This window comes from Chitinophaga varians (assembly GCF_012641275.1).
GTDB classification, from domain to species: domain Bacteria; phylum Bacteroidota; class Bacteroidia; order Chitinophagales; family Chitinophagaceae; genus Chitinophaga; species Chitinophaga varians_A.
The window spans coordinates 2049270-2074153 of sequence record NZ_JABAIA010000001.1; the positions used below are offsets into that span (position 1 = coordinate 2049270).

Sequence of the window (24884 nt, forward strand, 5' to 3'; positions counted from 1 at the left end):
TTTATGATTGATGCTGATAAGACCAGTAGGCTGTTATGACGAAAACGAATATTGTATCTTGTGGAACAGATTTAAAAAACATAATTGAGATGAAACGTATCCTTATTTTATTGCTGGGAGGAAGCCTTCTCGGCCTTAGCAGTAAAGCCCAACAGAAAACGGATGTGCAGGCCCACCGTGGCGGCATGGGGCTGATGCCGGAGAATACGGTCCCGGCCATGCTGAATGCTGTCAAACTGGGTGCACGCACGCTGGAGCTGGACTGTATCATCACAGCAGACAATAAGGTGGTTGTATCACACGACGCCTATATGTCAGCAGAGTTCATGCGCAAACCCGATGGCAGCGATATCACCAAAGAAGAACAGAAAAAACTGGCGCTGTATTCCATGACCTACGACAGCATCCGTAAATATGATGCCGGCACCAAACCGCATCCCCGTTTTCCGCAGCAGCAGAAAATGATGGTACATCGTCCGCTGCTGGCGGATCTTATCGACAGCGTGGAGGCATATGTGAAACAACATCACCTGAAACCGGTGTATTACAATATGGAGACTAAATCCTCTCCGGATGGCGATGGTGTTTACAACCCTACGCCGGACGTATTTGTTGAGCGGGTAATGGCCGTGATCAACCAGAAAAAAATCGCTGCCAGGGTGACTATACAATCTTTCGACATCAGGACGTTACAGGTACTGCATAAAAAATGGCCCAAACAAAAGACCGCGCTGCTCATCGGCAACCAGCAGTCGTTTGCCGCCAACATTGCGGAACTGGGATTTGTACCGGATATCTACAGTCCTAATTTCAAGCTGGTAACACCGGAGCTGATCAAAGAAGCACATGCAAAAAAAGTACAGGTGCTGCCATGGACAGTGGATGAAGAGGCCGATCTGCAACAGCTGTTGTCTTTGGGCGTAGATGGCATCATCACCAACTACCCCGACAGGCTGATTAAAATCGTAGGCAGCTATCAACGCTAAATATTTTTCCTTTGAGGTGGCGGGTTCGCCCGGAACCCGCCACCAGAGGAGATACGCAGTAATAGCCCAAAGTAATATGCCCTGCAGCCGCACCATGTCTTAACATATGCTGAATGCGGCACCCTGTGTACAACAGACATCCTCCTTCATGTGCCCCACTGATGCCCGACAAATGATATTCTCCACAGGTGATGTATCCGTCATCTCGTCTACAGAAAACATCCGGCCTCAGCAAGTTTCCTCTTTCCATTACCCCGCTGCAACAAAATGCATATTGATATTGTTATCTAGTCATTCACCTTTTTAATATTCAAATAAAGCGACCGCCTTACAGAGAAAGTTTCCGTTTGACATACTGATGGAGGTCTGACTGTTTGCAGCTGTTTAACCGGGGCTCCGGATAACGATTTAAAGGACATCAAGGTGAAACCAATCATAATAACCGGTAAATAATTCTCTTACATATATTTTTAAACAGATATTAAAGATTATCATCACAACAAATTGATAATCTGAATTTTAGATACCTTTGCAGCCAAATAAACAGGATATGAAAAGAATGTTAATGACCTCACGTTACTGGGTATACGCTTTGCTGGCCGTTACTTTTATGGCTTCCTGCGCATCATCAAAGAAAAGTGCCAGTCCGCATGTTTACATGACCAAACAGTACAAAGAACTGAAGAATGTGCTGAACGAAGCGGAAGTAAGTATTATCAAAGACAGTTTAAAAGTGATCTTCCCTAATAACGTATTGTTCGCTTCTTCCTCTGACGAACTGAAACCTGAGATCAGGCCGACATTTGGTCATTTTGCGGATGTATTGAACAAATACAGCAAAACAAAAATCCTGATAACAGGCCATACAGACAGTACTGGTTCTGCCAATTACAACCGGGAGTTATCTGAGAAACGCGCTGTGCATGCCAAAGAGCTGCTCAACGAGTTCAAGGTAAACAACGACCGGATGTTTACCTGGGGCCTGGCGGACCGCGATCCGATAGCCTCCAACAGCACCGAAGAAGGCAAAGCCAGAAACAGGCGGGTAGAATTTGTGATCCTTTACGATGTAAAAGACTAACAATATTTACAGGATATCCAAAGCCGCATCCGCACGGATGCGGCTTTTTTTTGCCTGGCCGAAAAGACAAGAAACGGGTTTTCACTGCTGATGCAAAGTGTCAATTTTGATGGCATAAACAACTTGTTATGCATATAGACAGTCATCCGGCGATTCTTTATTTTGGCACACCCGTGGTGCTGATCAGCACTATTAATGAAGACGGCAGTTATAACCTGGCGCCCATGTCATCAGCCTTCTGGCTGGGATGGCGTTGTATGATCGGGCTGGGAAGCTCTTCCCAGACAGTGCAAAACCTGGTCCGTACCGGGGAATGTGTGCTCAACCTGCCATCTGTAGCCGAAGCCGCGGCAGTTGACCGGCTGGCGCTGACTACCGGAGCCGATCCCGTGCCGGAGAAGAAACTGCAACGGGGCTACCGCCATGTAAAAGAAAAATTTGCCCTGGCAGGGTTTACACCAACCGTTTCCTCCACCGTAGCCGCACCGGGAGCGGCAGAATGCCCGGTACAACTGGAAGCAAGGCTGATAGCCCAGCATCGGCTGGCCCAGGATGATCCGCCGCAATATGGCAGGATTATCACCTTTGAACTGAAAATCGAGAAAGTACACCTTGACACCTCCATCCTGATGGACGGAGAACCGGACAGAGTGGACCCCGACAAGTGGCGCCCGCTGATCATGAGCTTCCAGCATTTTTATGGTCTGGGCACCAAAGTACATCCATCTGCACTGGCGCAGATTCCGGAGCGGTTGTACCGCTAATGCACAGCCATTCCCAGCAGAAACGGTGACCGGAGCCTGCGGTCTGTTGTAGTATCTTCGGAGAAAATAACGGGAAACAGCGCTCCTGTTACCCTACCACGGGATAACAACAATATCGACAGGCTGTCTGTTAAAGTAAGGGATTCCCTGACCATTTTAAACAACTGATCACCATGAAAAAACTATTGTTCTTACTGCTCCTGATGCCCGCTTTCTGCATTGCGCAACAAAACGATAAACTACTATATGGTTATGCCTATGGTATGATACATGATGGATCTTTCGGCGGCGGCCTCGCCGGCAACGTGGAACTATGGAACCTTGTCAACATCGGACCAGCAGTGGAACTCACCTCTTTTGACGGACATACGATGATCCCGGTGTTCCTCGATGTGAAAATCAAACACCGCATGGGCAACTGGTCTCCCTACATCGCCGGCCAGTTTGGCTACAACAATTACAACGTAAAAAAAATAGAGAGTCTGACGGCCCCATCCGGCGTTCAACAGATGACCACCTTTAATGAAACAGGTAAATATTTCTGGGGAGCAGGCGCAGGCATCATCCGGCATTTCAAATATTTTGGCGTATATGCGTCGTATTTATACCGTGGTTATACCTATAAATATCCACCCGACATTAAAATAAATGATGAGATAGTAAATATTTCCGACAAATTGGTGAGTACCAACGTGTTTATTCTGGGTGTCACATTTTAAGCAGTGTCTGGCTGTCATCTCACAGCAATTGACGCTCAATCGCAGTTTTAGTTTGTAGCATTGTGTGATTTTTGAAACCCACTTGTCTGGCCCGTTCAGGCGAGTAATAACCTTCACCCAAAATCTTACCAATGAGACGCACCAAAACCCTCGTTAACTCAGCTATTGCTCTGCTGTTAACCATCACCATTCAGTACGGTTGTAAAAAAGCTGATCAACCGGCTGTAGCTCCTGAAAAACCCGCCCAACAACTTGTTGAAGATCACCTTACCATCACACCAGAAAGGCAAAAGATCATCGACCTCTTCAACAAAAACAAAAATGCCAGAGGCGAAGCCACTGGTCTCGTAACTGCTGCCGCCTACCGTTCTTTCACTGTTAATTATTATGGCACTGTGCCTAATGACATCAAGGCACTGGTAAATGGCGAAATAGATCAATTGTACACCACCAGCACTACCAGCACCACCAAATCAAGGATGACCAATTGTCCTATCAACGTGTACAATGCTCCCGGTCAGGGCGACCTGTTTTACACTAACGGCAACGTTTATATTGTAAATTTCAGCGTCTATAGGAATGTACACACCGGCCCAGGCAACGTTATCTTCCATGAGCTGTTCCACTACCTGCACGACAACTGGGTATCTGGCGGTTTCAACAATTCCACCATCTATAACCTGTGGCAGAATTGTCGTTATTCCAACGTTTATCCTGCAGGGTCTTATGTATTGAGCAACCAGGCTGAATATCTGGCAGTATCAGCAGAAGCTAACTACTGCAACACCAATCGTCCGCCTTACAATGCCAGCACATTGGCCGCTTCTGATCCTAACTGCAGCAACTACCTGTCGTCTAATTTCTAAGCACACCATCATTCGTTTGTCCCCGCTATGGCGCAAAGGCAGCGGCCATGGCGGGGACATTTATTTTAAAGATCATTATTACATATTGCCTCCTGCAGCATTGAACTGCTCCTCATTAACGGTCATGGGCCTACCTGTTTTGTTAGGCTTGCCTTGTCCGGTGGTAATAAGGCTATACAGGCTTTCCTGGATGTAATGCTTCCAGCCGTTGATACAGACATCATAACATTCGTAATCGGGCACCAGTCCGTCATGTGTGAAACGGAGCCGGGTTTTATCATTTTCTTTTATGATATCGAAGACTACATGGGTATCTACCCATTCCGCTTTATCGTTTTCGAAGCCGTCGCCCTTAACATGGCCAGCGGCGGCCTCTCCAAAAAGCCCTGGCTTAAACTCGTTCTCCAGTACGTGCCAGACCACTCTTTTGTCAGGAACAGACTCCGTTAATTTCATTTTAGCACGGTGGATATCTTCAAAATGATAATCGAAGACATCGCCCGCTTTAGCGGTTCCTCCTGCTATCTCCTCTGACCACCATGCGCGGGGATTAATAACGGCTTCATATACTGCTGCCGGTGACTGATCAAACAATAATGCAACGCTGAAATTTTGATTTGACATGACTATATGATTTGTTTTTGTTAATGAATTTGTTTTTGTTCAAATTCGTAACCGATCGGTTACGCAATTAAGTAAAAAAAATGCGCATTTCAGCACATTCTTTTTTTTAAGTTGATTATAGTCGCGAAGGTATGGCCTAAACATCAACGGTACCACTTGCTTATCGGACATTCTTACGAGGCGATTTGGACATCGGGCCTTCCCCTGGTGTCTAAGTACTGCGAACAGTACCGGCATCAACCCGCAACACGGCCCCACTGACATAATCCGCATAGGGGCTGGCCAGATACACCACCGCGGCCGCCACTTCATCCTGCCTTCCAAACCGGCCGGCATCATTGGGCACCAATACTTTTACGGCATTGCGCTCCATTTCTTCCAGGTCAGCGCCCCAGCCTTTCAGCGCTGCCTCCTGGCGGAGCCACTGTTCCACGCCGGGATTCATAATAGCGCCAGGAGCGACCACATTGGAGGTGATACCGGTACCGCTCAGTTGTCTCGCCAGCGATACACTCATATTGTGCCGCGCAGCCAACGTAGCATTATAGTGCGGCAGATCATTGATGGGTTGTATGCCCAGACCTCCGCCAATGTTGATAACTCTACCCCAGCCCTGTAATTTCATCGTGGGTACGATGCGCTGGACCATGCGCACATAAGAGACCACATTCACGTTATATACCTCCAGCCAATCCTGGCTGGTTGTATTTGACCAGGAAGTATGTGCATAAAAACCGGCATTATTGACCAGTATGTGTACGGGACCACCAGCCAATGCCTGGTCCGCCACCTGATCTGCACCCTCATCGGTAGCCAGGTCACCAAGCACAGCTTCGGCAGTGCCTCCGGTATCAATAATCCGCTGCACCACTGCCCTGGTACGATCTTCATTACGACCATGCACCACGACGTGCACACCTTCACCTGCCAGCATAATGGCAATAGCTTCTCCCAGACCTGCGCTGGAACCTGTTACCAACGCACGCCTACCGGCTAATTTGAAATCCATGATATATGATTTTTTAAACTTAAGAATTATCGTCGTCTCTCCTGGGAAGGAGTTTTCCCAAAAGCTCTTTTATAAGCAGCCGAAAAATGAGACAAATCTTCAAAGCCAAGGTCTAAGTAAATCTCTGAAGCTGCTTTACCCTTCCGGGCTATCAGGTAGTTAGCCTCTTCCAGCCGTCTCCTGGTAAGCCATCTGCCGGCAGTAGTATTGAATGTCTTTTGAAAATCCCTTTTAAAAGTAGATAAGCTACGCCCGGTGAGAAAGGCCATCCTGTCTAACCCTACATTATACCGGTAATGCGTATTCATAAAAGCCACCAGGTCTATCTTCCCTGGGGCGCCAAAATCAAATAAAGCATGCTTTAGCGCCGGATTTGTTTGTAATAACAGCAACACCAGTTCTTTGGCCTTCAATACCACGAGCGCGTCTGCATACACTGCCGATACTTTCGTATAGGGTGCCAGGCTGTTTACATAGTTTTCCAGATAAGAATCAGCGTTGAGCAACACAATATCTTTTCCCGGAAAGGACCAATAAAGAGGGTCCCCATACAACTCCGCCATCTCGCGCAACGTACCCTGGTCAATGTGTACCGCAATGGATTTAAAGCCTTCCTGGCCGGGACGTTTTATGTACTTCGTCAACTGATTCCGTTTAAAAAAGCGATAATCGCCCGCTTTGAAAACATACATTTGATTTCCGGACCAGACCTCCTGTGTTCCTGATACGATATAGCTGAATATATGGTCGGAAACAAATGCTTCTCCTTCCATAAAATTATCGCTATAGTTATTAAATAGAATAATCGGCTTTCGGAGTCCTTTTATATCACCGGCATTCACCATTACTTTTAATTTTACAGTACAAAGGTCGTTCAATTAATGATCCGGCTGTTTGTTTAACAGCTCAATTTGGTTTGTTTAAAAGGTCATGCGGGACAAGGCCTTTCCACGTAAGGTCCCAACCACTTCAGATCCTCTTTTACTATATCAACGTATCTTACAACAGGGCCAGCCAAAACTACATCAAAGCCTATAGCAGGTCAGTGACGTCACCAAATCCATCGCGAAAAATTTTAAAAACATCGCTGACGGCTATACGCTGAACGGTAGCATATCAAAATATTTTTGCGATTGGTGCAGCGGACTTTTCTGCTACGGCATGTATTCACTTTTTGAGGCATGAGACGAGCAATAAAAAGCCTTACAGCGCTTTGCTGTAAGGCTTTTTATTTTTAATTGAAAATCCCTGTAGAATTATCATTTCTTCTTAACCGCTTTTGCTGGCGGGTACTGGGCCGCAGATATCGCAAAACTGAAATCACCGAAAATATTGTTGTTCGCGGAGTCAGCCGGATAAGGTGCAATGGTGCTGTATTTATGGCAGCTAAAGCAGGTATTGGTGGTTTGCACATAACTCTCCAGGGTGGTATTAGCCACTATATGCGCACCGCTCAGCATAGCAGAGGTATTGAGCGGAAACGGCGCCTGGATGGGCGTCGTCTTGTCCGGCTGCAGTGTTTGCGACCAGATAACATCTACCAGTTCATAATACTGAAAAACAGATTGGGGATAAAACTTTCTGATATTGCTTTGCATACTATCATTGATAGGCACAGCGTCGGTAGGATCGATAGGATTGGACCTTGTTACCTGTATAGGTACCGGGGTGGCCTGTGACAGGTAATACGGCGGTGATGTATTGGGCGTACAGCTCACGGTTACCGTACTGCCATTTTTTAGTTTTACCTGTTGGGGCGTACAATTAGCGTTATAGAAATTGTATCCGTAGGGCGGCGTTGTTTTACTATTGGCATCCGGCACGTTATCTACCTGTTCAAAAGTGGCCCATACCCAGGTTGGCTGGTTTTGTGTTTTATGCAGGATATGCAGTCCTACCAGGGCTACAGTAGTTTGCCTTAATTTTCCTGTGGTGGAATCATATACTGTTGCCGGAGAGAGTTTGTACCGCTGCCATTTGGGCGAACTGATATTGTCTACCTCCATCCACGCGGCTTTCACTTCTATGGCGCCTACAGGCCCGTTATATACGCCCTGCGGGAAATTGAGCGGCACACCGCTTCTGGCCGAATCGTGCTGAATAACGGCGTTGTAGTAACCGTTTTTGATGACAAAATCATAATAGTCTTTATTGAGTTTGATCTCATACCATACGTTGGTTTTATTCTGAGCGCCCAGCCAGTTGGGTTTGCCAAAGGGCGCCGCCTGATCGGGGTCCAGACCGAAGGTGGTGTCTACCGCAAACTTGGTGGCGAAAGTCAACAGCTTCGTTCTACCAGGATTCATCAGTAGTCTCTGTGTTTTGAACTTCTCTGCATATTTCGGCGCCACAAGCGTACCCCAGGAGGATGGTTTTGCGCCATCCGGCGGGAACAACACTTCCAGCGGCATATATGCCTCCCAGCTTACAGGCGTGGTGTCTCCGGGAGGGCCAAAATACCCTGTCGGGTTGACCGGCCAGTTCAAAGCGATGAATTCCTGCCAGGCGAAGCAGTCCGCCTGGGATTGATTGTTAAATGCCGGAAGGTCTCCGGGCACCTGGTTGTTGAATTTAATAACGATGTTATAAAGTGGAGAATTAGCATTACAGTTACAGGTGTTTGTTGATTGTGGCGCATTTCCCGGTTTGAAAGCGGTGACGATGTGCTGGGTGATAAACAAAACCGCAGCTGTTATCAGGAAGATAGCAACAGATCTTTTCATTTTTGAGGTTTTAAATGAGGGAGTACATATAGTTTGAGAGGCACACATCAAGGTATATGCGCCTCTCTTTTATCAATCTGACAGGTTGGTTAGTCTCTTATCAGCTCACGGAGATGGAGACAGTGACAGACCCTATGTTGTCGGTTAATCCGGCGCCATACAGTCCGTTCAGGTCATCATTGATGCATAATTGTATCTCGCCGCTGAGACCGGAGGGAACGGTAGCGCTCATGCCAACCAGGAAAACGGTATTGCCCACTCTGCCAATGAGCGCGCCTTCATCCTGTCCGGGCATGGTGTAGCCTTGTTTGGCGGCGATGAACACAGGATTACCGGCGGCATTGTACAACTGGCCGCCATTGTCCTGCGGATTGGCTGTCCACAGGCCCGATGCATATTTTATAGTAGCCTTATTGGCGGCAGTGAGCACCACGCCGGTATTCTGCCAGGCAATATTGGCCTGTACGGTTACAGGAGATACCATAAACAGTGCAGGCATGGCAGGCTTTTGTTGTTGCCCGGCATTGGTAACATACACGCCATGTTGCCCGGGCGTTGCATTGGCGCCAACAGTAACTGTCATGTATACCGCCGTATTGGTGCTGGGCTGGCTATTGCCCGGTATAGCGTAGGTAATATTCTCTTTTACAGCGGTCACCTTTGCGGTGATATTGGGATCATCGAAAGTAACCGATGGCCAGGTGGACGGCTGGTTCGCCTTTGCCGTGCATGTGCCCACCACTATTACCATGCTGGCGGCCGTAGTGCCAACGTTAATGTACGACGGCACATAAGTGCTGTTGCTTAATAAAGGAATGGGGTGATTAACCGGATTGGGAACATTGATGTTATACAACGTATCAAAATAGTCCTGGTAAAAGAGCTGCAGCGGTTGTGCAAATGTCTGGTCCGGAGGAGTGTCACCTACCGGTTCATAGCCTTGCGGCGTAGTGCCCTGGTAAGCGCTCGCTACAATTTGCATTTTGAAGGTATACGCCACCTGAGATCCCCAGTTGATGGGCTGATTGGAAATAGTGATATCGCTTACGGTATAACCCTTACTGGCCGGCACTTCATACACCGCATGCAGGATAAAATTGCCGGGCAGCGTATTACCAGACTGGTCAGTCAATGTTTGGCTGCCGCGTTTAATTGTCCAGAAGGTGGACGGATCGGTGCCGTCAGGCGTTTTGTAGGCAGAGAAATTCGGCATCTGAATGTAGAGCCCGGGAGGATCTGCCAGGGTCACCATAAAGCCTTGTGTCACGAAATTATTCACCGTGCCGCCGATGTTGGGGTCGCTGTTGCGGTACCGCTGACCAAACTGGCCCACACAAATCAAATTATTGAATTGTGCGGACGGCCACATGGTATTGGTAGTAGGCGGAGGCGGCGGCGGATTAAAGCGCTGTATGCCGGAAGTGGTGGCCAGGCCTATTTCTGTTTGTATGGTATTAGGCGTGCTGGTCAGATGGATAGCGCCGCCGGTGGAGGCATTTGATACCGGTCCCGCGTTCCATTTGTTCAGCGGATTGTATACCGGCTGATTGGTGATAGGGTTCACGATACCGGGCACAGACAAGTCTTCCAGCGTGATCTGAGGTTTATCCAGGATAGACCGGTACAGTTCCAACACCTTGTTAGGATCTACCATCCATAGGGTATTCCAGTATTCCGGATTTTCGCAGGTGAAATCAATCCGTGTGATCTTTCCTGCGGCATTCCGGGTAACGGCCCATTCACAATATTCATCCTGCCAGCCTCTGGGGCCATAAGGAAAATAGGCGACGTTCTGTCCTGTGCCACAGGGATCATTCGATATCTGGCCGGGCATTGATCCGGTATCTGCCATCTGGTACAGCTGGTCCTGTGTGGCATTGGGAAAATTGTATTCCAGCCTTCCCGGGAAAGCCAGCCATTGAATATTGGCGGCCTGGCTTGGCGGATTGTTGTCGATGGGATTGTAATAATTGGTTGTAGGAGGTGTGTTAATCGTGTTCCATGGATTATTTAACATGCCTTGTTGTATGAAGCCATCCAGGTTGTTACTCCACAAACTGTTCATCATGTTTTGTTTAGACGGGTCACCTGCAAAATCCTGAATGTCTGCCGGTGTCCTGAACTGAAACCCCGATGTAGAGGAGGGGGCTTTTTTTTCGGGGGCTTTTTTTTCTACGCTTTGCATTTCGTTTAGTTTTAAATGATTATTTAAAATGTGTGAGGAAGCAGCGTACGTATGTGCAAGGGCTTTCGAGTAATGCCGAGTTATTTGAGGTATAAAATTTTTGAGGTTTGAATAAATTAAAGGGGTCCGTTTATAGTTACAAATGTAGGTGATCAGTCGATTAAACAAACAGGAATAACATTTTTTGCTGAAATTTAATTTCAGTATATTATAGCGATAGCGGACACAAAAAGAGGCTATCCCAAAGGAAGTTTTTACCCTATTTTGTTCGGACACCTGACTAATTAAAAAAAACGGAGGCATTGGGTTGGGTAAGCCAGATAATTCACAGCAAAAACACCCTGTCTCAATATCCAGGCTTCAAAAAGAGACATGGGAGAATGAAAGGGTTATTGTAGGCCATAGTCCGGACATGGTCATAAGATATCCGTATCAGGGCCAGTGACGGCGAGATAATAACAACGGTGATGATATCTGCTCTATATTTTGTGTGCTTTTAAGCTAAGGTCCATGCTCACAGCCTGATTGGTGATAGCCCCACATGAGACGTAATCGACACCAGTACGGGCATATGAAATAATATTATCGAAATTGATACCGCCCGACGCCTCGGTCTCGTACTTACCGTCAATCAGCTCAATTGCTTCTTCCAATAGTTCCGGCGAGCAGTTATCGAGCATGATACGGTGTACATTGCCCACAGCCAGCACTCGGCGCACATCATCGAGGTTACGGGTCTCGACCTCTATTTTCAGGTTGAGGTTATTGGTCGCCAGGTACTCGTTGGTTTTCAGTATGGCCTGCTCTATGCCGCCACAAAAATCGATATGGTTGTCCTTCAGCATGATCATATCGTACAAGCCCATGCGCAGGTTGTAACCGCCGCCAATGCGTACCGCCTGTTTTTCGTATTCGCGGAACAGCGGCGTGGTTTTGCGGGTATCGAGTATTTTGGTTTTGTAGCCTTTTATTTTATCGGCGTACTTATGGGTAAGCGTTGCGATGCCACTCATGCGCTGCATACAGTTAAGCACCAGTCTTTCTGCTTTTAAGATGGTATGCACGCTGGCTTCAACGGTAAACGCGGTTTCGCCATTATTTACAGCATCGCCATCTTTTTTATAGACAGTGAATTTTGCGTCTTCTTCCAGATGATGGAAAATATCCTGTGCCAACTGCATGCCTGCCAGTATGCCTTCATCCTTTATTTTAAGTACCGCCTTACCTTTCGCATCGGCTGGTATGGATGCCAGTGTAGAGTAATCACCGATACCCACATCTTCGAGAAATGCTGCGGCAATGAATTCCTGTGTTGTCATACGCGCTGTATTTTCGTATGCAAAATTAAGTAAATACTACCATCTTAACGATAACAGTTAACCCAAGTCGGCAGTTAAGGAATAAAAAGAGCATTGTGAATATATCCCTCGTTCTACAGCCGCAAGGTTGAAAAATTAGAAGCCAGCCTAAGCGGGCTTTCTCATAACAGTATAAACATTAAGGACCGGGATGGCCATTCTTTTAAGGCCAGAGTACATCAAACTGCAGCTATACAGGAATTCAGGCGGAAATAAAAAAGGACAAGCCAAAATAAATTTGACTTGTCCTTTAATGTCGGGGCGGCAAGATTCGAACTTGCGACCTCCTGCTCCCAAAGCAGGCGCGATAACCGGGCTACGCTACGCCCCGTATCCGACAGGATACCGTTTCCGGCAAATCGGGATGCAAATGTAGGTATAAATTTCACAAAACCAAACTCTTCGAAAAAAAATTCCTTAAACACTCTTTTTACCGGCATCTTTTTGCAGGCAGGCGGCGATGGCTATTATGGTAGCCACAATACCGGCAATGGTGCGGATGGTATGCCACCTGTTCCATGGCTCGGCAAAGCCTTCCCTGGCGGTTTTCAGCTGTTGCGCGGAAGCGCCGGCCACCTGTACTTTCGCGAGGGCATCGTTCAGCGGCACGTTACAAACAGACGTGATGGCCAGCACACCTATGATGTATAAAGCAGCAGCAACCCACAACAGGCTTTTCCTCCGGCCCTGTTGCTGAAAAGCGGCCACCGGCAGGAACACTGCCGCTCCGAGAAATACGAAGATGAACACCGGGTTCACGATCACATCGTTGATAGCCTGCATAGCGATGATATATTGGGCATCGTCCAGCCGGGCAAATGCCGGGTTGATGGCGACCTCGAATCCGAAAAATATGCCGGTCAGCAGACCGGTGGTCAGTACGGCGAGTATTAATACAATTTGTTTTGCGTTCATGGGATGGATTATTTATACCCCAAAGCTAGGGCGGACAGTATTTTTAAAATTGAACAAAACCGACATGGATCATTTAATCAGCATAATTTCTTCTCCGGCTTCGTCGAGCAGCTTTTGGAACTGATAGGGGGAGCAGCCGGTAAATTCCCTGAAGGAACGGATAAAGTGGGATTGATCGGCATAGTCGTTTTCAAAGGCGATATCTGACAGCTTGTTGTAGTCGTTGCTTTTCAGTTGATGCAGGGATGCCTGGTACTGGCATATCCGGGAGAATAATTTGGGGGTGATGCCCACCTGTTCTTTAAAGCGGCGTTCGAAGGTGCGTTCGGTCAGCTGCAGCTTCTCCTGTAGGTCGCGGAGGGAGGTGTTACCATTGGAATTGGCGATCTGCCTCACGGCATAGTCCACCTGCGGGTCTATAGCGGCCGGATTACCGGTGATGCGTTTATGCAGCCAGGCAGAAAGGACCTCTACCTGGGTGCCGGCAGCCCCCGCATCGGCCAGTTGTTCCGGCAGGTGGTTGTTTCCGGGCAACAGCTGCACGTCCACACAGTCATTGGTCAGTTCCCCGGCATTCATGCCGAAAACCGATTTCAGGCCATTGGGCTGAAAGATCACACCGGTAGCTTTGGAGGTCCCCAGGGAGGCTATTTCCACGTTCTTCGTGGTTTGGCCGTAGAGGAACATCTCAGGCAGTTTTTTACTTTCCCGGACAAAAGCGCCCACATCCGGACGTTGGAAAATTAACCCCGGACAACCATCCACCAGCGAGCCAAAGGCTTTGGCCAACGCCTGCGGATCATCTCCTTCCAGCGTCCAGAAATAGCGGATATAAGCCTGCAGGTAGGCAGGCGCTGGAATGAGTTCGTACCTGATATGGGTATCTGCGGTTTTCATCTACCTAAAAGTACATAAAAAGTGATATAGAAATGTTTTCCATGTCAACAGGAAATTAACTGCAAACATGATAACATTCTTAACTTTAAGGCATGCATCAACAGGTTATTTACGCTATCGAAAACATCATTCCGCTGGACGCGGCCGAAAAGGAATTCGTCGCCTCCCTTTTTCAGTTGAAACGATATAACAGGGAGGACTATTTTCTGCGGGAAGGCCAGGTGTGCAGGGCCGTGGGCTTCATCAACCACGGGCTGATACGCTACTATGCCACCAACACCAACGGGGAAGAACAGATTTATGACTTCGGCAGGGAAAATGATTTTTTCTGCAACTACAGCAGCTTCCTTGATCATTCCCCGTCTGCCAGCAACATTCAGTTTATGGAAGACAGTGAAGTGCTGCTCATCTCCCATGAAGACCTGCAACGCCTGTACAGCAGCATAAAACACGGAGAACGGTTTGGCAGGCTGGCATGTGAACAGCTCTACGTTCATGCCATCAAAAAAATAGCATCGTTGTATGCAGACTCGCCGGAGCAGCGGTACCTGCGGTTCCAGGAAGACTATCCCGACCTGCAGCAGCGCATCCCGCAATATTATGTATCCTCATTTGTGGGCGTAAAACCACCATCCCTGAGCCGTATCCGGAAAAGAATGGCTTCCCGGCAGATTTATTAACCCAGGTGAACGAACAGGTTTTAATGTCGTCATAGCTTTGTTTCATCAATCCAAAACAAAGTATATGAAACAGCTATCTTACTATCTCACTTTGCTCACCGGCCTGCTGCTGATCTTTATCGGCGCCCGTTTTCTACTGGTGCCGATGACCGCCGAAACCGCCTTTGGTATTCATACTTCTACCGGTGGCGACTATTCCTTTCATTACATCAAAGGCGTCCGGGACCTGTTTACCGGTGTGGCGATCGTATTGTTACTGCTGATGCGCGAATTCCGGGCGGCCGGTTTCCTTTTGCTGGCCGGCAGTATCATTCCGATGGTTGATTTTTCCGTGGTGATGAGCCACCCCGACTATGTGACCGCCCGCCTGTACCCGCATGCCATCGCCGTGGTATTGTCACTGATACTGGGCTTCTATTATATCCGTACCACTGCTAAATCCTGATCCATGCTGCTTTTCAACATCCTGTTGCTATTACACTTTGGTGCCTTTGCCGGCTATCTCTTTATCCTGGCTTCTTTATGGAAAGACATCACCGCGCCACGCAATAAAACCGGTATGATACTGGGCATCGTTATCCTGCTGACCGGCATCGGGCTTGCAGCGCTGAAATACCCGGCCATCAACTACTACAAAGTAGTGCCGAAGCTGCTGATATTCCTGGTGATCGCGGTGCTGAACGGCCTCTTTGCCGATAAACCGCTTACCAGGCAGGCCTACTACTGGTTGACAGGCCTCACCCTACTGGCAGCGCTGATTGCCGTGGTAAGAGTGTAGGCATTGTAAAACCGGACAGATGGCTGTATCAAAACCGAACGCACCAACGTTTTCGCTCCAATATAACTACCTGACAATCAACAGAACTGGAAAATGGCACTATAGTGGTTATAGTGCCTGTCAGTTATCCGACACTGAATATGACCGGCTGTATAAAAGTGTGCTGATAACTGACCGATTGTCCATTATTTTGCAGTGTTGATGATTTTATAGTCAATCGTCAACCTTGTCAACAACCAGAGAGCGAACAACGATATTGCGTTAAATATTGAACGCAGGTATGTTAGAAGTTAATAAAACAGCAGGGTGTCTTTTCACAGACGCCCTTTTTTATGGATGAGATATTCCTTCATCCTGTTTTTTTATCTTTGGAAGATGATACCAGCAACTACCATTACTACTACCAGGAACAACCTGCCCTGTTGGCTGGTAGCGATGTTATTGCTGTGCAGTACGGCCTTTTACCTGCCGTTGGAGGGTAACAATTGCGACCGGCCTTCCGTGCAGGATGAACTTGTTTACCAGGCCCGCTGCTGTAAAGGAAAGAGTATCGGGTATTTCCGGGCTTTGGCCGCATGTATCCCTTCCTGTTCCTACAGGCCGCCGGTCGCTTATATACTGGCTTTCACCGAACAACAAACCTGCCTGGCGCTTCGTTGCGCGGCGGAAACATGCCGGTGCTTTGAAACAATCCGTCATCTCCCGCAACCTAAAATATTTCCTGAACCCCTTCCGGCGGACGCACTATTCATTTAGTTATTTTTTTATTTAGTTATTTTTTGATGTAAACATTACAACATGAAACGTCTGCAACCCGTATTCCGGGTATTACGGATCGTTGCGTACTGTATGCTCGCGGCCATGTGCTTATGCCTGTTTGCCGGTGTGCCTATCAGTATGCCCCGATTCAGGGAGGAAGCACCCATAGAAGTAGTGGTGCACCCGGAAAAAGAAAACACTGAGAAGCCTGCTACCATTGATTTTCAGGCCATCAACTGATCATAAAAAAGGTCCGTGCTTTGGCACGGACCTTTTCATTCCAATATAACGGACCATTAATAAGCTCCTGGGGTCAACTTCTCATATAATCCTTTTTACGATTTTTCGTTAAAAATTGTAAGTTCGTTGAAACAGCATTCTCACGATGGAGACATTGCAAACAGAACGGCTATTCATAGAACCCATCACCACGCATGAAGCTGCCTTTATTTTTGTACTGGTAAACACCCCTGCCTGGAAACAGTTTATCGGCGACCGGCATGTTCATCATATCAACGATGCCATTGGTTATATACAGCGGGTGATTGACAATCCTGATACTGATTTCAGGGTTGTTTTCCGGCAGCAGGACCATCAGCCAATGGGCATTGTAACCCTTATCAAGCGGACTTATTTGCCACACCATGATATCGGGTTTGCTTTTCTGCCGGAACATGCCAGTCAGGGATACGCTTTCGAAGCAGCGTCCGCCCTGCTGGAAGCAGTAAAAACAGACAAGGCCCACACGCATATCCTCGCCACCACTTTGCCGGAAAACAGGCGCTCTATCCACCTGCTGGAAAAGCTGGGCCTCCACTTCAGTGAAACGATCATGTATAATGGAGAGGAACTGTTGCTGTATGAAAAATTACTGGTGTAACTGAATATCGCTAACATTATAAATCTTCCATGCTATGTTACTGCAGCACAAAAATGCAATTGTTTACGGCGCCGGCGGTTCACTCGGCAGCGCCGTAGCGGAAGCGCTGGCACAAGCCGGCGCACGTGTGTTCCTAACCGGTCACCGAATGGCATCTGTTCAACAAACAGCAGACAGTATAAAAGCTGCCGGCGGACAAGTCGAAATCGCAGAAGTGGACGCTTTCAACGAAGAGGCCGTTACACAACACATCAATGCCGTAAAACAACAATACGGCACCGTAGACATCTCCTTTAATGCCGTGGGAGTAGACGTTATTCAGGGTGTTCCGCTCATCGAGCTTTCTGTGGACGATTATGTAACACCTGTCACCCGTTCCCTGCAAACCCGCTTCCTGACAGCCAAAGCAGCCGGGCAGGTCATGAAAGGCCAGGGATCGGGCGTTATTCTTTTCCTCACCGCTACCCCCGGAGGAATCGGGTATCCACTCACCGGCGGCTTTGCCGCCGCCTGCCGTGCCACCGAAAGCCTCTCCACTAATCTTGCTTCCGAACTGGGCACTTACGGTATCAGGGTACTGACTATCCGTTCCGGCGGCTCACCGGATTCCAGGGTATTTAAACGCGCCATGGAGAGTGCCCCTGAAATGGTAAAAGACGCATTGGAAAAAATGGAAGCCGATACTATGCTGAAGCAACTGCCCCTGATGGCAGACATCGCGCAGACCGCCGTGTTCCTGGCTTCCGATATGGCCAGCAAAATCACCGGCGTGGCCATCGACGTCACCGCCGGCACTACCGCGGCACTGAATTACCGGGTGCCCCGTCATCATGTGTCATCCTCTCCTCAATCATAAAAAAGGCAGCCTCACCGGCTGCCTTTCCCGTATCAGTTATAGCTGATATAATGGTTTATACAATCCATCCGACAGCAGTACCACTTCCTGATGCAGCGCCTTTAGTTGCGCTACGTTTTGCGGCAAAGTGCCAAGGGACGTACATAATATCGCGTCCACCTTTTCCCGCAGGCCAACCGGCACTTTGGCGGCGCCCTGCAGCTGCTCCATCACTCTTTTGTCTCCCAGCGGATAACGTTCATTAACGGCAAACAACGCAGCCATGATATTTTTCACCGCCCTGGCCAAACAGCCGACGGTGTTATACACATCCTGCTTTTCTGCAAACCCTGCTGCCTGCCAGAGGGTGAAATCCGCCGACCACAGCGATTGCCGTATAATCGTTTCCTTTAGTGGCTGCGGATAAACGGACACCGTTTTTTTCCAGGTGGCCAACACACCGGCAGGATCATATAAAGGCTGACAGACACTCACCTCTGCCAGGTAAATGACAGAAGAGAAACCATAAGGAGGTTGTTGCTCATAATGATTCTCCCATTCTCCCTGCACCGCCTTGTCAATAGTCTGCTGTACCTGATCGATATTCCGGTACAGAAAATCCACCTTACCCTGTTCCGTCATCATCCATGCGCCTCCGTTCACCCAGGGGCCCCATTCGTAGAAGCCAGTCACCGTAGCGGGACTGACCGCATATTTCGCCACTACTGTTTTAATATCATCTACCTTAAACGGTTTATCTGCATAATAATAAATACCGATATCCAGATCGGACTGATCTGATGCCATTCCGGCCGCATACGAGCCTCCCAGCACCACCGCGGCAACTCCTTCGACAGGTTGCAGAGCGGCCGTTATTTGTGTTAATAGGCGTTGTTTATTTTCGGGTATGTTCATGATGCAGGATTAATTACCTGACCGGACAACCAACATTCCACCTGGATAATTTCATTGACCACCGGTGCTTTTTCAAAGAAGCCGGCATCTGCCACTACATCTATTTCTCCGCCCAGAGTGTCCACGAGAAGGACATAGAATATTTGTTGCGTCAGCGTATTCTGCCTGGCTTCCACCTGTTTAATGACACCTGTAAAAAAACCGAATGCTTCCGGCGTAGCAGGCTTATCTTCTTCCGAAGAAGAAAACAGTCCGCTTGGAATAAATGATTGTACGGAAAACTTGGGTTCCTTCGTTTGCGCAGCATCAAAAGCCGCCTCATTTTCGTATCGCTGTACGTCCTGTGCAAAGGCTGTCAGCTGGATTTCCACATCGGCGGGGAAGGAGAACGGTTCCGGGATTCTGAAATCAGGCACATCAAATACAAAGGGATAGAGGCCGCTTTGCGGATTCTGTTTTTCTGACGGGGCAGCCCAGGCGTAAAATCCGCCATCCAGTGGGTTCTCCGGTCTTTCCACCGTAGCGGTCAGGCATACTTTTCTGCGGCTTTTTCCTTTATAGTGCGGGTTAGCGCCGATACACTCCTGTTGATTATTGAGCTGTATCCAAAGCTCCGCTCCTGACTCGTCTGCGTATACTGCATAAGCCCCTTCCTGCACCCTGATGAGGGTACTTTCATGATATGTCTTTTCCAGTAAATCCTGAAATTCTTCTTCCGTATTTATATCAAAACCGATGTCTGAAAAGTTACTCATGGATGTCCGTTTTAAAGGACGAAAGGTACGAAAGGCGGTCACAAATCCCGAGAGATTTATGCCGGACAAATCAAAAAAAGTGCTGGTGAATATTTAAGGAGCCCCGGAAAGTTCCGGGGCGCTATGTTAGAGCCTTTCAATAAACGAGATCGAAATACCGGTGAAACAGTCATCCATACAGCCCTTCGGCACATATCCACAATTGGAAATCATGCCATTGTTATTGGCTTCGAAGTACACCGAGGCATCATCTCTTTTTATCAGCCATTCGTACCGCGCCTTCTCATATATTTCATCCAGCGTCATGGATTTAGACAGATTAGTGTGTGTATTGAGGGTGGCTTCATCTTCTTCCCATGTTACATCTATCACTATTTGCGGCGGATTGCTACGATCGTAATGTTTAGCCACGTAAGAACGATGAACAATTTTTCCGTCTTTAACCGTGACAGTCATTTCGCTGCCATAGCCAGTCCAGGAGCCGGAAGTAGATTTGTAGCGGTAAGTATTGCCGGTGGCATTTTTAAAATCGAGCCATGCGTTATAGCTTCGCTGGAAGTCTCCTTTGTGTTCTATTTTGTCTTTTTTACAGGCTACAAACAAGACACAGGTCAGCAACAGCATAAGGGGGTAAAGGTTGTTCTTCATGCGTGTGGATTTATCCATAGAACGGGACCACGTCACTAAATGTTACAACAAACATTCTTATCTTGTTTAAAAAAACGGGCAGGGTGGCTATTTTCCACCGTTCCTGATGCTACTCTGCCGATGCTCCAGCCCCCATGTGATCATCGCGTCAAAGACAGGTTTGATTTCCTTTCCGGATTTCGTCAGTTCATACTCCACAATAGCCGGCGATCTATCCTGCACCGTGCGGGACACGATGCCATTCACTTCCAGTTCCTTCAGTTCTTTAGACAACATCCGCGGATTAATTTCCGGGATGAAGCGTTCAATTTCGCTGAAGCGTTTTTTCCCGGTCGTTAAAGCGCCTATCACGTGCAGCTTCCATTTTCCGGTCAGCACGTTCAGGGCATCATTTAAGGCGAGCATGTATTCTTTAGGGCAGTCCTGTGGCGACAAACGGAAGTCCACCCAGGCACCAAACGGCTTTTTCATATGCGGTCGATTGAAGAGCTGCTATACTGTAGTATAGGGCTATACAACAGTATAGTACTTACCTTTTTATAGTAAAGCTAGTCTAATTTTATCGCATCAAAAATCAGTTTTATGCAACAACGAAAGTCTGTACTTAACATCCTGCTGTGGGCAGTGCAAATACTGTTAGCCGCACTGTTCATTATGTCGGGAGTGATGAAGCTGGGATATCCCATTGATAAATTAGCGGCCTTATACCCCTGGACAGGGCAGGTGCCTGCCGTATATGTGCGGCTGCTTGGCATCATAGACCTGGCAGGCGGCCTGGGCTTACTGTTGCCATCATTGCTCCGTATCAAACCGATACTGACCATATGGGCCGCTATTGGCATCATCGTACTGATGGTACTGGCCACCCTGTTCCATATATCCCGGGGAGAAGCGTCCGTAACGGGATTCAACATGGCAGTGACCTTACTGGCTGGTCTGGTGGTATGGGGCAGGACACGCAAGTATCCTGTTGCGCCCAGGGCGCAATGCCGGCAGGCATGAGGAACGAAGGGCTGAAAAACTTACCTTAGCGCTTACTTTGGTGACAGTATGATAACCGGATACGAGCCCATCCTCCAGAACGTAACGAAACATATTCCTCTTTCCGATGCGGAACAGCTTTTCTTTTGTTCACTTTTACAGGAGCGGCAGTACCACAAAAAAGAATACCTGCTCCGGGAAGGCAGTGTCTGTAACCAGTTGGCGTTTATCGTCAGCGGGTGTGTTAAAAGTTACCTGCCCGATCGGAAAGGGAATGAACATATTCTCACCATTGCGATAGCCGATTGGTGGGTAGCCGATTACCAGAGCCTTGTTTTTGATACGCCGTCAGAGTTATTCATCGAAGCCGTGGAGCCCACCACTGTCCTGCTGTTGACGAAAGAAAAACGGGAAATGTTATTTTCCCGGATACCCCGTTTCGAGCAATATTTCCGGATACTTACCGAACGGGCATTTGCCGTCAGCCAGCAGCGCATAACGGATATCCTGAGCCTTCCGGCAGTGGAGCGGTACGAGCAGTTTCTCCGGCGCTATCACCGGATTGCAGGCGCTTTCAGCCAGCAACAGATTGCCTCCTTTATTGGCGTAACGCCGGCGTTCTTCAGCCGCATGCTTAAATCAAAACGTCATTCCTGAAATTTAGTCCGCCACTTGACCTAGGTCAAGTGGCGTTTTTTTTATTATCCCCACCTTTGTCCTGTAAAGCGCTTTACTTCTCTTTCATCATTTTAAACATCATCCCATGAACGTGCGTCCCCTCGGGGTATCCGTACTGGCAATCATTTTACTGTTGCTTGCCGGAAACATATTTGCGGAAGGTCCAAACAAAAAAACAAACATGAAAAAACAAGCGCTCCTCATCATCGACGTACAACAGGATTATTTCAAAGGCGGGAAAATGGAGTTGTCCGCCCCAGACGCCGCCGCGGACAATATCCGGCAGATACTGGATAAATGCCGCAAAGAAGGTATTCCTGTCATCTACATCCAACATCAGGCAGATGCCGGTTTCCTGGTCACCAATACGCCCGGCGCGGAGATACATCCTTCCGTACAGCCGCTGGCAGGAGAAACGATCATCACCAAACATTATCCCAACAGTTTCCGGGAAACAACACTGCTGCATCATCTGCAGCAGATAGGTGTTACCGGTTTGATCATCACCGGTATGATGACCCACGCCTGCGTAGACGCCACCACCAGGGCTGCCAAAGACTTTGGGTTTCATTGCACCGTAGTAGCCGATGCATGCGCTACCAGGGACCTGGAAGTTAATCAGCAGCAAGTACCGGCAGCTGAAGTACAACGCGCCATGATGGCCGGGCTTGCGTTCTTTTATGCCGATATCGTTAATACGCAGCAGTATTTACGCTAGTCTGTCTACCTAAAAAAACAAGAAGCATTATACTCATATAATGCTTCTTGTTTTATATTTACCAGGTAATTTACGGCTATGCCTACCCCTGACATGACAAACGAACAACGCCTCGCCGCCATTAATAATCTACCGAAGGCCACCAATGCGTCTATCCGGCATATGTTCGCCGGTATCGACAAAGTATTGCTTAAAGATGATGGGGTTTATGATGACAAAGCCATGTCAGATACCGTGCTGCTTACTTTGACAGCACCGGAAGCGATCAGCAGGATTGGGCAGCTGCTTGAAATCGACGAAACGATGACCGGTTTCCATTGTATGTGCCTCGGCTCTTATGCCATAGAGCTCCATGCCCATAATACCATAAAATATATAATAGGACTGCACCACGGCACCTCCATCCGGTATAGCGGCTGGAACGGCGATGCAGCACTATCAAAAACGGAAGAACTGGTGACATTCCTTTCGGAGCAGGGGCTTACGCAGCCATTAGAAGAACACATACAGCGGATAAAGGACAGCGAGGCTGGCGAAACAGCCCAGAGAAACTGGCTTCAAACTGCGCCTGAAACGTTCCGGAAACATTGGGCACAGATCATTAACATGGACTCTGACTATCTTTCAGCACTTATCCAGGATCTACATGCCGAAATACCAGAACAACGTCAACGCATCATCGCCTTACTGCAGACGTTTGGCAAAACGGACAAATATTGGAGCGGTTATCCATACTATGAATCAGTACCGGAAGATATACTGAAGACATACAAGGTAAAGGATATTATTCATGCTTACCTGCTGTCAGACAGGAACTACAAAACCAGAAGAGGCCTGGGTCGTTTTTTATGTTCTTATGATTTTAAGAAGATAAGAAAAAACTATCTCAACGAGATCCCGATGGAAGTGATCGATGATCTCGATAAATGTTTTGAACACATTGGTGAAAAAAGAGGTGAAAACGAAATATTCAGTTTGAGGAAGGAGAAAGAAAAGAGCCTTTCCTAGTCCTTCATTCCGGCAGCCATTTTATTGATTTGATCTTTCCAATGGCCCTCCGGCAGCTGCTTGTACACTCCTGATTTAATTAACTCCACCCTGGCATCAGCATTAAAAAAAGGATGGGAGAAAAGTACCGTCAGTAGTTGCTGGCGGAAAACATCGCCTTCTTCCACAACATCCAACATTGTCCTGACTCCATCCGGATGACTGAGAATATAAAAAACATACATGTCCACAAAAAACTCCACCAGGTATTTCTTTCTCCGGATAACGCGGACCGGCCTGCTGAAATAAGCTTCGATGCTGTCCTTTTTGGTGGTGCCATAGTATGTAGAAGCTTGTGTATCCGGATCATCATCCCAACTTCTGACGGAATATAACGGTAAACTTTCCTTCAACAGGCGAAAGAATTCAGCTCTTTTGTTATGGTAAAGATCAAAAAAGGCCTGTGGTTGCGAAAAGATAGTTGCCAGGAGTATCGAGGTATCTTTTCCGGGTACCTCATAGGTCACTTGTGTTTCGTGAGGCAACATCAATTTCAGCGTATCCAGCACCAGCGCTTTGCTGACGGACAAATGTTCTTTACTGAAATCGTCTGGAGATGGGGATTGACTTTTATGATTGATAAAATAATCAAACAATGTTGCTATGATGGAAGGAATATCGACCGGTGCGCCTTTGTATAAAAAACCGTCTTTGCTTAAGGAGAAGCGTTCTATATAATCTTCTGAACAGGGATGAAAGAACAGCAGAAAATGAAACAGCCTTGCCAGCTGCATGGTATCATGTTGTTGCTGAAAAATAATTTGCTTCAGGCAAAATAACTTCAGTCGCTGGTTGACTACCTGTTTCTTTTTTTGGTATTGAAATGTATTCAACAGTATTTCTGCCAGAAAAAAATAATCTTCTGTAGCTTCATCCCCTGTAAAGTCAATGGCTTCCTGGTAGCGTTCAGGCGTAATAAATTCATCAACGGCTATTTCCGGCGCATCAGCAAAACAAAGTCCGAATGCTCCCTGATGCCGTTTGTTGATGAACAGTCCATCCGCTGACAACAATTCCCCTCCCTGACCGACCGCTCTTCTATCGCGCCAGGAGAGTAATTCTATGATATTGACCTTCATATAG

29 protein-coding genes and 1 tRNA gene are annotated in these 24884 nt (G+C 47.7%); 16 read left to right on the top strand and 14 right to left on the bottom strand.

Features of this window, described 5'->3' with window-relative positions; all coding sequences use genetic code 11:
* The first annotated feature begins 89 nt into the window (after positions 1-89).
* The 5 genes from HGH92_RS08280 (at position 90) to HGH92_RS08300 (ending at position 4416) form a co-directional block, all read left to right on the top strand.
* Positions 90-986, top strand: coding sequence for a glycerophosphodiester phosphodiesterase family protein (locus HGH92_RS08280; RefSeq protein ID WP_168870249.1), 897 nt, complete (start codon positions 90-92; stop codon positions 984-986).
* A 550-nt stretch (positions 987-1536) separates the two neighbouring features.
* Positions 1537-2067: an OmpA family protein gene (locus HGH92_RS08285; RefSeq protein WP_168870250.1), complete on the top strand. Its 531-nt coding sequence runs from the start codon at positions 1537-1539 to the stop codon at positions 2065-2067.
* Between the two features lie 128 nt (positions 2068-2195).
* Positions 2196-2831, top strand: coding sequence for a flavin reductase family protein (locus HGH92_RS08290; RefSeq protein ID WP_168870251.1), 636 nt, complete (start codon positions 2196-2198; stop codon positions 2829-2831).
* Between the two features lie 173 nt (positions 2832-3004).
* On the top strand, positions 3005-3550 hold the full coding sequence (locus HGH92_RS08295) for a hypothetical protein (protein ID WP_168870252.1): 546 nt from the start codon (positions 3005-3007) through the stop codon (positions 3548-3550).
* Between the two features lie 131 nt (positions 3551-3681).
* Positions 3682-4416, top strand: a complete 735-nt coding sequence (locus HGH92_RS08300; protein ID WP_168870253.1) for a hypothetical protein — start codon at positions 3682-3684, stop codon at positions 4414-4416.
* 78 nt (positions 4417-4494) lie between these two features.
* Here the strand turns inward: HGH92_RS08300 and HGH92_RS08305 are convergent, their stop codons facing one another.
* The 9 genes from HGH92_RS08305 to HGH92_RS08345 all read right to left on the bottom strand — a co-directional run bounded on the left by HGH92_RS08305 (position 4495) and on the right by HGH92_RS08345 (position 14127).
* Entirely contained in the window at positions 4495-5040 is a 546-nt protein-coding gene (locus HGH92_RS08305; RefSeq protein WP_168870254.1) for an SRPBCC family protein, read from the bottom strand.
* A 211-nt stretch (positions 5041-5251) separates the two neighbouring features.
* Positions 5252-6049, bottom strand: coding sequence for an SDR family NAD(P)-dependent oxidoreductase (locus HGH92_RS08310; protein WP_168870255.1), 798 nt, complete (start codon positions 6047-6049; stop codon positions 5252-5254).
* A 26-nt stretch (positions 6050-6075) separates the two neighbouring features.
* Positions 6076-6894: a helix-turn-helix domain-containing protein gene (locus tag HGH92_RS08315; RefSeq protein WP_168870256.1), complete on the bottom strand. Its 819-nt coding sequence runs from the start codon at positions 6892-6894 to the stop codon at positions 6076-6078.
* A 414-nt stretch (positions 6895-7308) separates the two neighbouring features.
* Entirely contained in the window at positions 7309-8772 is a 1464-nt protein-coding gene (locus HGH92_RS08320; RefSeq protein WP_168870258.1) for a cytochrome c family protein, read from the bottom strand.
* Between the two features lie 100 nt (positions 8773-8872).
* Complete coding sequence (locus HGH92_RS08325; RefSeq protein ID WP_211092562.1) at positions 8873-10957, bottom strand: hypothetical protein; 2085 nt, start codon at positions 10955-10957, stop codon at positions 8873-8875.
* Positions 10958-11436: 479 nt separating this feature from the next.
* On the bottom strand, positions 11437-12276 hold the full coding sequence (nadC, locus tag HGH92_RS08330) for a carboxylating nicotinate-nucleotide diphosphorylase (protein ID WP_168870259.1): 840 nt from the start codon (positions 12274-12276) through the stop codon (positions 11437-11439).
* A 295-nt stretch (positions 12277-12571) separates the two neighbouring features.
* Positions 12572-12646 (bottom strand) — tRNA-Pro (locus tag HGH92_RS08335).
* 86 nt (positions 12647-12732) lie between these two features.
* A complete protein-coding gene (locus HGH92_RS08340; protein WP_168870260.1) occupies positions 12733-13230 on the bottom strand; it encodes a DUF1772 domain-containing protein in 498 nt (165 codons plus the stop codon).
* Between the two features lie 69 nt (positions 13231-13299).
* The gene (locus tag HGH92_RS08345) at positions 13300-14127 is read right to left on the bottom strand and encodes a helix-turn-helix domain-containing protein (RefSeq protein ID WP_168870262.1); all 828 of its coding nucleotides are present in this window, start codon (positions 14125-14127) and stop codon (positions 13300-13302) included.
* Between the two features lie 92 nt (positions 14128-14219).
* Between HGH92_RS08345 and HGH92_RS08350 the strand changes: the two genes are divergently transcribed.
* From HGH92_RS08350 to HGH92_RS08380, 7 genes are all read left to right on the top strand, one after another.
* Positions 14220-14807 carry a Crp/Fnr family transcriptional regulator gene (locus tag HGH92_RS08350; RefSeq protein WP_168870263.1) on the top strand — a complete coding sequence of 196 codons (588 nt, stop codon included), beginning with the start codon at positions 14220-14222 and terminating at the stop codon, positions 14805-14807.
* Positions 14808-14871: 64 nt separating this feature from the next.
* Entirely contained in the window at positions 14872-15252 is a 381-nt protein-coding gene (locus HGH92_RS08355) for a DUF4267 domain-containing protein (RefSeq protein WP_168870264.1), read from the top strand.
* A gap of 3 nt (positions 15253-15255) precedes the next feature.
* Positions 15256-15585 carry a hypothetical protein gene (locus tag HGH92_RS08360; RefSeq protein WP_168870265.1) on the top strand — a complete coding sequence of 110 codons (330 nt, stop codon included), beginning with the start codon at positions 15256-15258 and terminating at the stop codon, positions 15583-15585.
* Positions 15586-15960: 375 nt separating this feature from the next.
* A complete protein-coding gene (locus HGH92_RS08365) occupies positions 15961-16341 on the top strand; it encodes a hypothetical protein (protein ID WP_168870267.1) in 381 nt (126 codons plus the stop codon).
* 42 nt (positions 16342-16383) lie between these two features.
* Positions 16384-16584 (top strand): hypothetical protein, encoded by a 201-nt coding sequence (locus HGH92_RS08370; RefSeq protein WP_168870268.1) that lies wholly within the window; start codon positions 16384-16386, stop codon positions 16582-16584.
* Between the two features lie 145 nt (positions 16585-16729).
* The gene (locus HGH92_RS08375; RefSeq protein WP_168870269.1) at positions 16730-17224 is read left to right on the top strand and encodes a GNAT family N-acetyltransferase; all 495 of its coding nucleotides are present in this window, start codon (positions 16730-16732) and stop codon (positions 17222-17224) included.
* A 34-nt stretch (positions 17225-17258) separates the two neighbouring features.
* A complete protein-coding gene (locus HGH92_RS08380; protein ID WP_168870270.1) occupies positions 17259-18080 on the top strand; it encodes an SDR family NAD(P)-dependent oxidoreductase in 822 nt (273 codons plus the stop codon).
* A gap of 36 nt (positions 18081-18116) precedes the next feature.
* On the opposite strand, the gene HGH92_RS08385 is transcribed toward HGH92_RS08380, so the two are convergent.
* The 4 genes from HGH92_RS08385 to HGH92_RS08400 form a co-directional block, all read right to left on the bottom strand.
* Positions 18117-18974 carry a nucleotidyltransferase domain-containing protein gene (locus HGH92_RS08385; protein WP_168870271.1) on the bottom strand — a complete coding sequence of 286 codons (858 nt, stop codon included), beginning with the start codon at positions 18972-18974 and terminating at the stop codon, positions 18117-18119.
* Complete coding sequence (locus tag HGH92_RS08390; RefSeq protein WP_168870272.1) at positions 18971-19729, bottom strand: hypothetical protein; 759 nt, start codon at positions 19727-19729, stop codon at positions 18971-18973. The genes HGH92_RS08385 and HGH92_RS08390 overlap by 4 nt, the downstream gene beginning before the upstream one ends.
* Positions 19730-19855: 126 nt before the next feature.
* On the bottom strand, positions 19856-20377 hold the full coding sequence (locus HGH92_RS08395) for a hypothetical protein (protein ID WP_168870273.1): 522 nt from the start codon (positions 20375-20377) through the stop codon (positions 19856-19858).
* Positions 20378-20464: 87 nt separating this feature from the next.
* The gene (locus HGH92_RS08400) at positions 20465-20848 is read right to left on the bottom strand and encodes a winged helix-turn-helix transcriptional regulator (protein ID WP_168870274.1); all 384 of its coding nucleotides are present in this window, start codon (positions 20846-20848) and stop codon (positions 20465-20467) included.
* Positions 20849-20959: 111 nt separating this feature from the next.
* Here HGH92_RS08400 and HGH92_RS08405 point away from each other — a divergent pair, with 111 nt between their 5' ends.
* The 4 genes from HGH92_RS08405 to HGH92_RS08420 all read left to right on the top strand — a co-directional run bounded on the left by HGH92_RS08405 (position 20960) and on the right by HGH92_RS08420 (position 23762).
* Complete coding sequence (locus HGH92_RS08405; protein ID WP_168870275.1) at positions 20960-21379, top strand: DoxX family protein; 420 nt, start codon at positions 20960-20962, stop codon at positions 21377-21379.
* 48 nt (positions 21380-21427) lie between these two features.
* A complete protein-coding gene (locus tag HGH92_RS08410; RefSeq protein WP_168870276.1) occupies positions 21428-22015 on the top strand; it encodes a Crp/Fnr family transcriptional regulator in 588 nt (195 codons plus the stop codon).
* A 202-nt stretch (positions 22016-22217) separates the two neighbouring features.
* Entirely contained in the window at positions 22218-22754 is a 537-nt protein-coding gene (locus tag HGH92_RS08415; RefSeq protein WP_168870278.1) for a cysteine hydrolase family protein, read from the top strand.
* Positions 22755-22832: 78 nt separating this feature from the next.
* Complete coding sequence (locus HGH92_RS08420) at positions 22833-23762, top strand: hypothetical protein (protein ID WP_168870279.1); 930 nt, start codon at positions 22833-22835, stop codon at positions 23760-23762.
* On the opposite strand, the gene HGH92_RS08425 is transcribed toward HGH92_RS08420, so the two are convergent.
* On the bottom strand, positions 23759-24880 hold the full coding sequence (locus HGH92_RS08425) for a hypothetical protein (protein WP_168870280.1): 1122 nt from the start codon (positions 24878-24880) through the stop codon (positions 23759-23761). The two genes, HGH92_RS08420 and HGH92_RS08425, sit on opposite strands and share 4 nt — an antisense overlap.
* Positions 24881-24884: the final 4 nt, after the last annotated feature.

Excerpts from the sequence above, each read along its gene's own strand:
- HGH92_RS08280 (WP_168870249.1), top strand. The coding sequence starts at position 90 with ATGAAACGTATCCTTATTTTATTGCTGGGAGGAAGCCTTCTCGGCCTT.
- HGH92_RS08285 (WP_168870250.1), top strand. The coding sequence starts at position 1,537 with ATGAAAAGAATGTTAATGACCTCACGTTACTGGGTATACGCTTTGCTG.
- HGH92_RS08290 (WP_168870251.1), top strand. The coding sequence starts at position 2,196 with ATGCATATAGACAGTCATCCGGCGATTCTTTATTTTGGCACACCCGTG.
- HGH92_RS08295 (WP_168870252.1), top strand. The coding sequence starts at position 3,005 with ATGAAAAAACTATTGTTCTTACTGCTCCTGATGCCCGCTTTCTGCATT.
- HGH92_RS08300 (WP_168870253.1), top strand. The coding sequence starts at position 3,682 with ATGAGACGCACCAAAACCCTCGTTAACTCAGCTATTGCTCTGCTGTTA.
- HGH92_RS08305 (WP_168870254.1), bottom strand. The coding sequence starts at position 5,040 with ATGTCAAATCAAAATTTCAGCGTTGCATTATTGTTTGATCAGTCACCG.
- HGH92_RS08310 (WP_168870255.1), bottom strand. The coding sequence starts at position 6,049 with ATGGATTTCAAATTAGCCGGTAGGCGTGCGTTGGTAACAGGTTCCAGC.
- HGH92_RS08315 (WP_168870256.1), bottom strand. The coding sequence starts at position 6,894 with ATGGTGAATGCCGGTGATATAAAAGGACTCCGAAAGCCGATTATTCTA.
- HGH92_RS08320 (WP_168870258.1), bottom strand. The coding sequence starts at position 8,772 with ATGAAAAGATCTGTTGCTATCTTCCTGATAACAGCTGCGGTTTTGTTT.
- HGH92_RS08325 (WP_211092562.1), bottom strand. The coding sequence starts at position 10,957 with ATGCAAAGCGTAGAAAAAAAAGCCCCCGAAAAAAAAGCCCCCTCCTCT.
- nadC (WP_168870259.1), bottom strand. The coding sequence starts at position 12,276 with ATGACAACACAGGAATTCATTGCCGCAGCATTTCTCGAAGATGTGGGT.
- HGH92_RS08340 (WP_168870260.1), bottom strand. The coding sequence starts at position 13,230 with ATGAACGCAAAACAAATTGTATTAATACTCGCCGTACTGACCACCGGT.
- HGH92_RS08345 (WP_168870262.1), bottom strand. The coding sequence starts at position 14,127 with ATGAAAACCGCAGATACCCATATCAGGTACGAACTCATTCCAGCGCCT.
- HGH92_RS08350 (WP_168870263.1), top strand. The coding sequence starts at position 14,220 with ATGCATCAACAGGTTATTTACGCTATCGAAAACATCATTCCGCTGGAC.
- HGH92_RS08355 (WP_168870264.1), top strand. The coding sequence starts at position 14,872 with ATGAAACAGCTATCTTACTATCTCACTTTGCTCACCGGCCTGCTGCTG.
- HGH92_RS08360 (WP_168870265.1), top strand. The coding sequence starts at position 15,256 with ATGCTGCTTTTCAACATCCTGTTGCTATTACACTTTGGTGCCTTTGCC.
- HGH92_RS08365 (WP_168870267.1), top strand. The coding sequence starts at position 15,961 with ATGATACCAGCAACTACCATTACTACTACCAGGAACAACCTGCCCTGT.
- HGH92_RS08370 (WP_168870268.1), top strand. The coding sequence starts at position 16,384 with ATGAAACGTCTGCAACCCGTATTCCGGGTATTACGGATCGTTGCGTAC.
- HGH92_RS08375 (WP_168870269.1), top strand. The coding sequence starts at position 16,730 with ATGGAGACATTGCAAACAGAACGGCTATTCATAGAACCCATCACCACG.
- HGH92_RS08380 (WP_168870270.1), top strand. The coding sequence starts at position 17,259 with ATGTTACTGCAGCACAAAAATGCAATTGTTTACGGCGCCGGCGGTTCA.
- HGH92_RS08385 (WP_168870271.1), bottom strand. The coding sequence starts at position 18,974 with ATGAACATACCCGAAAATAAACAACGCCTATTAACACAAATAACGGCC.
- HGH92_RS08390 (WP_168870272.1), bottom strand. The coding sequence starts at position 19,729 with ATGAGTAACTTTTCAGACATCGGTTTTGATATAAATACGGAAGAAGAA.
- HGH92_RS08395 (WP_168870273.1), bottom strand. The coding sequence starts at position 20,377 with ATGAAGAACAACCTTTACCCCCTTATGCTGTTGCTGACCTGTGTCTTG.
- HGH92_RS08400 (WP_168870274.1), bottom strand. The coding sequence starts at position 20,848 with ATGAAAAAGCCGTTTGGTGCCTGGGTGGACTTCCGTTTGTCGCCACAG.
- HGH92_RS08405 (WP_168870275.1), top strand. The coding sequence starts at position 20,960 with ATGCAACAACGAAAGTCTGTACTTAACATCCTGCTGTGGGCAGTGCAA.
- HGH92_RS08410 (WP_168870276.1), top strand. The coding sequence starts at position 21,428 with ATGATAACCGGATACGAGCCCATCCTCCAGAACGTAACGAAACATATT.
- HGH92_RS08415 (WP_168870278.1), top strand. The coding sequence starts at position 22,218 with ATGAAAAAACAAGCGCTCCTCATCATCGACGTACAACAGGATTATTTC.
- HGH92_RS08420 (WP_168870279.1), top strand. The coding sequence starts at position 22,833 with ATGCCTACCCCTGACATGACAAACGAACAACGCCTCGCCGCCATTAAT.
- HGH92_RS08425 (WP_168870280.1), bottom strand. The coding sequence starts at position 24,880 with ATGAAGGTCAATATCATAGAATTACTCTCCTGGCGCGATAGAAGAGCG.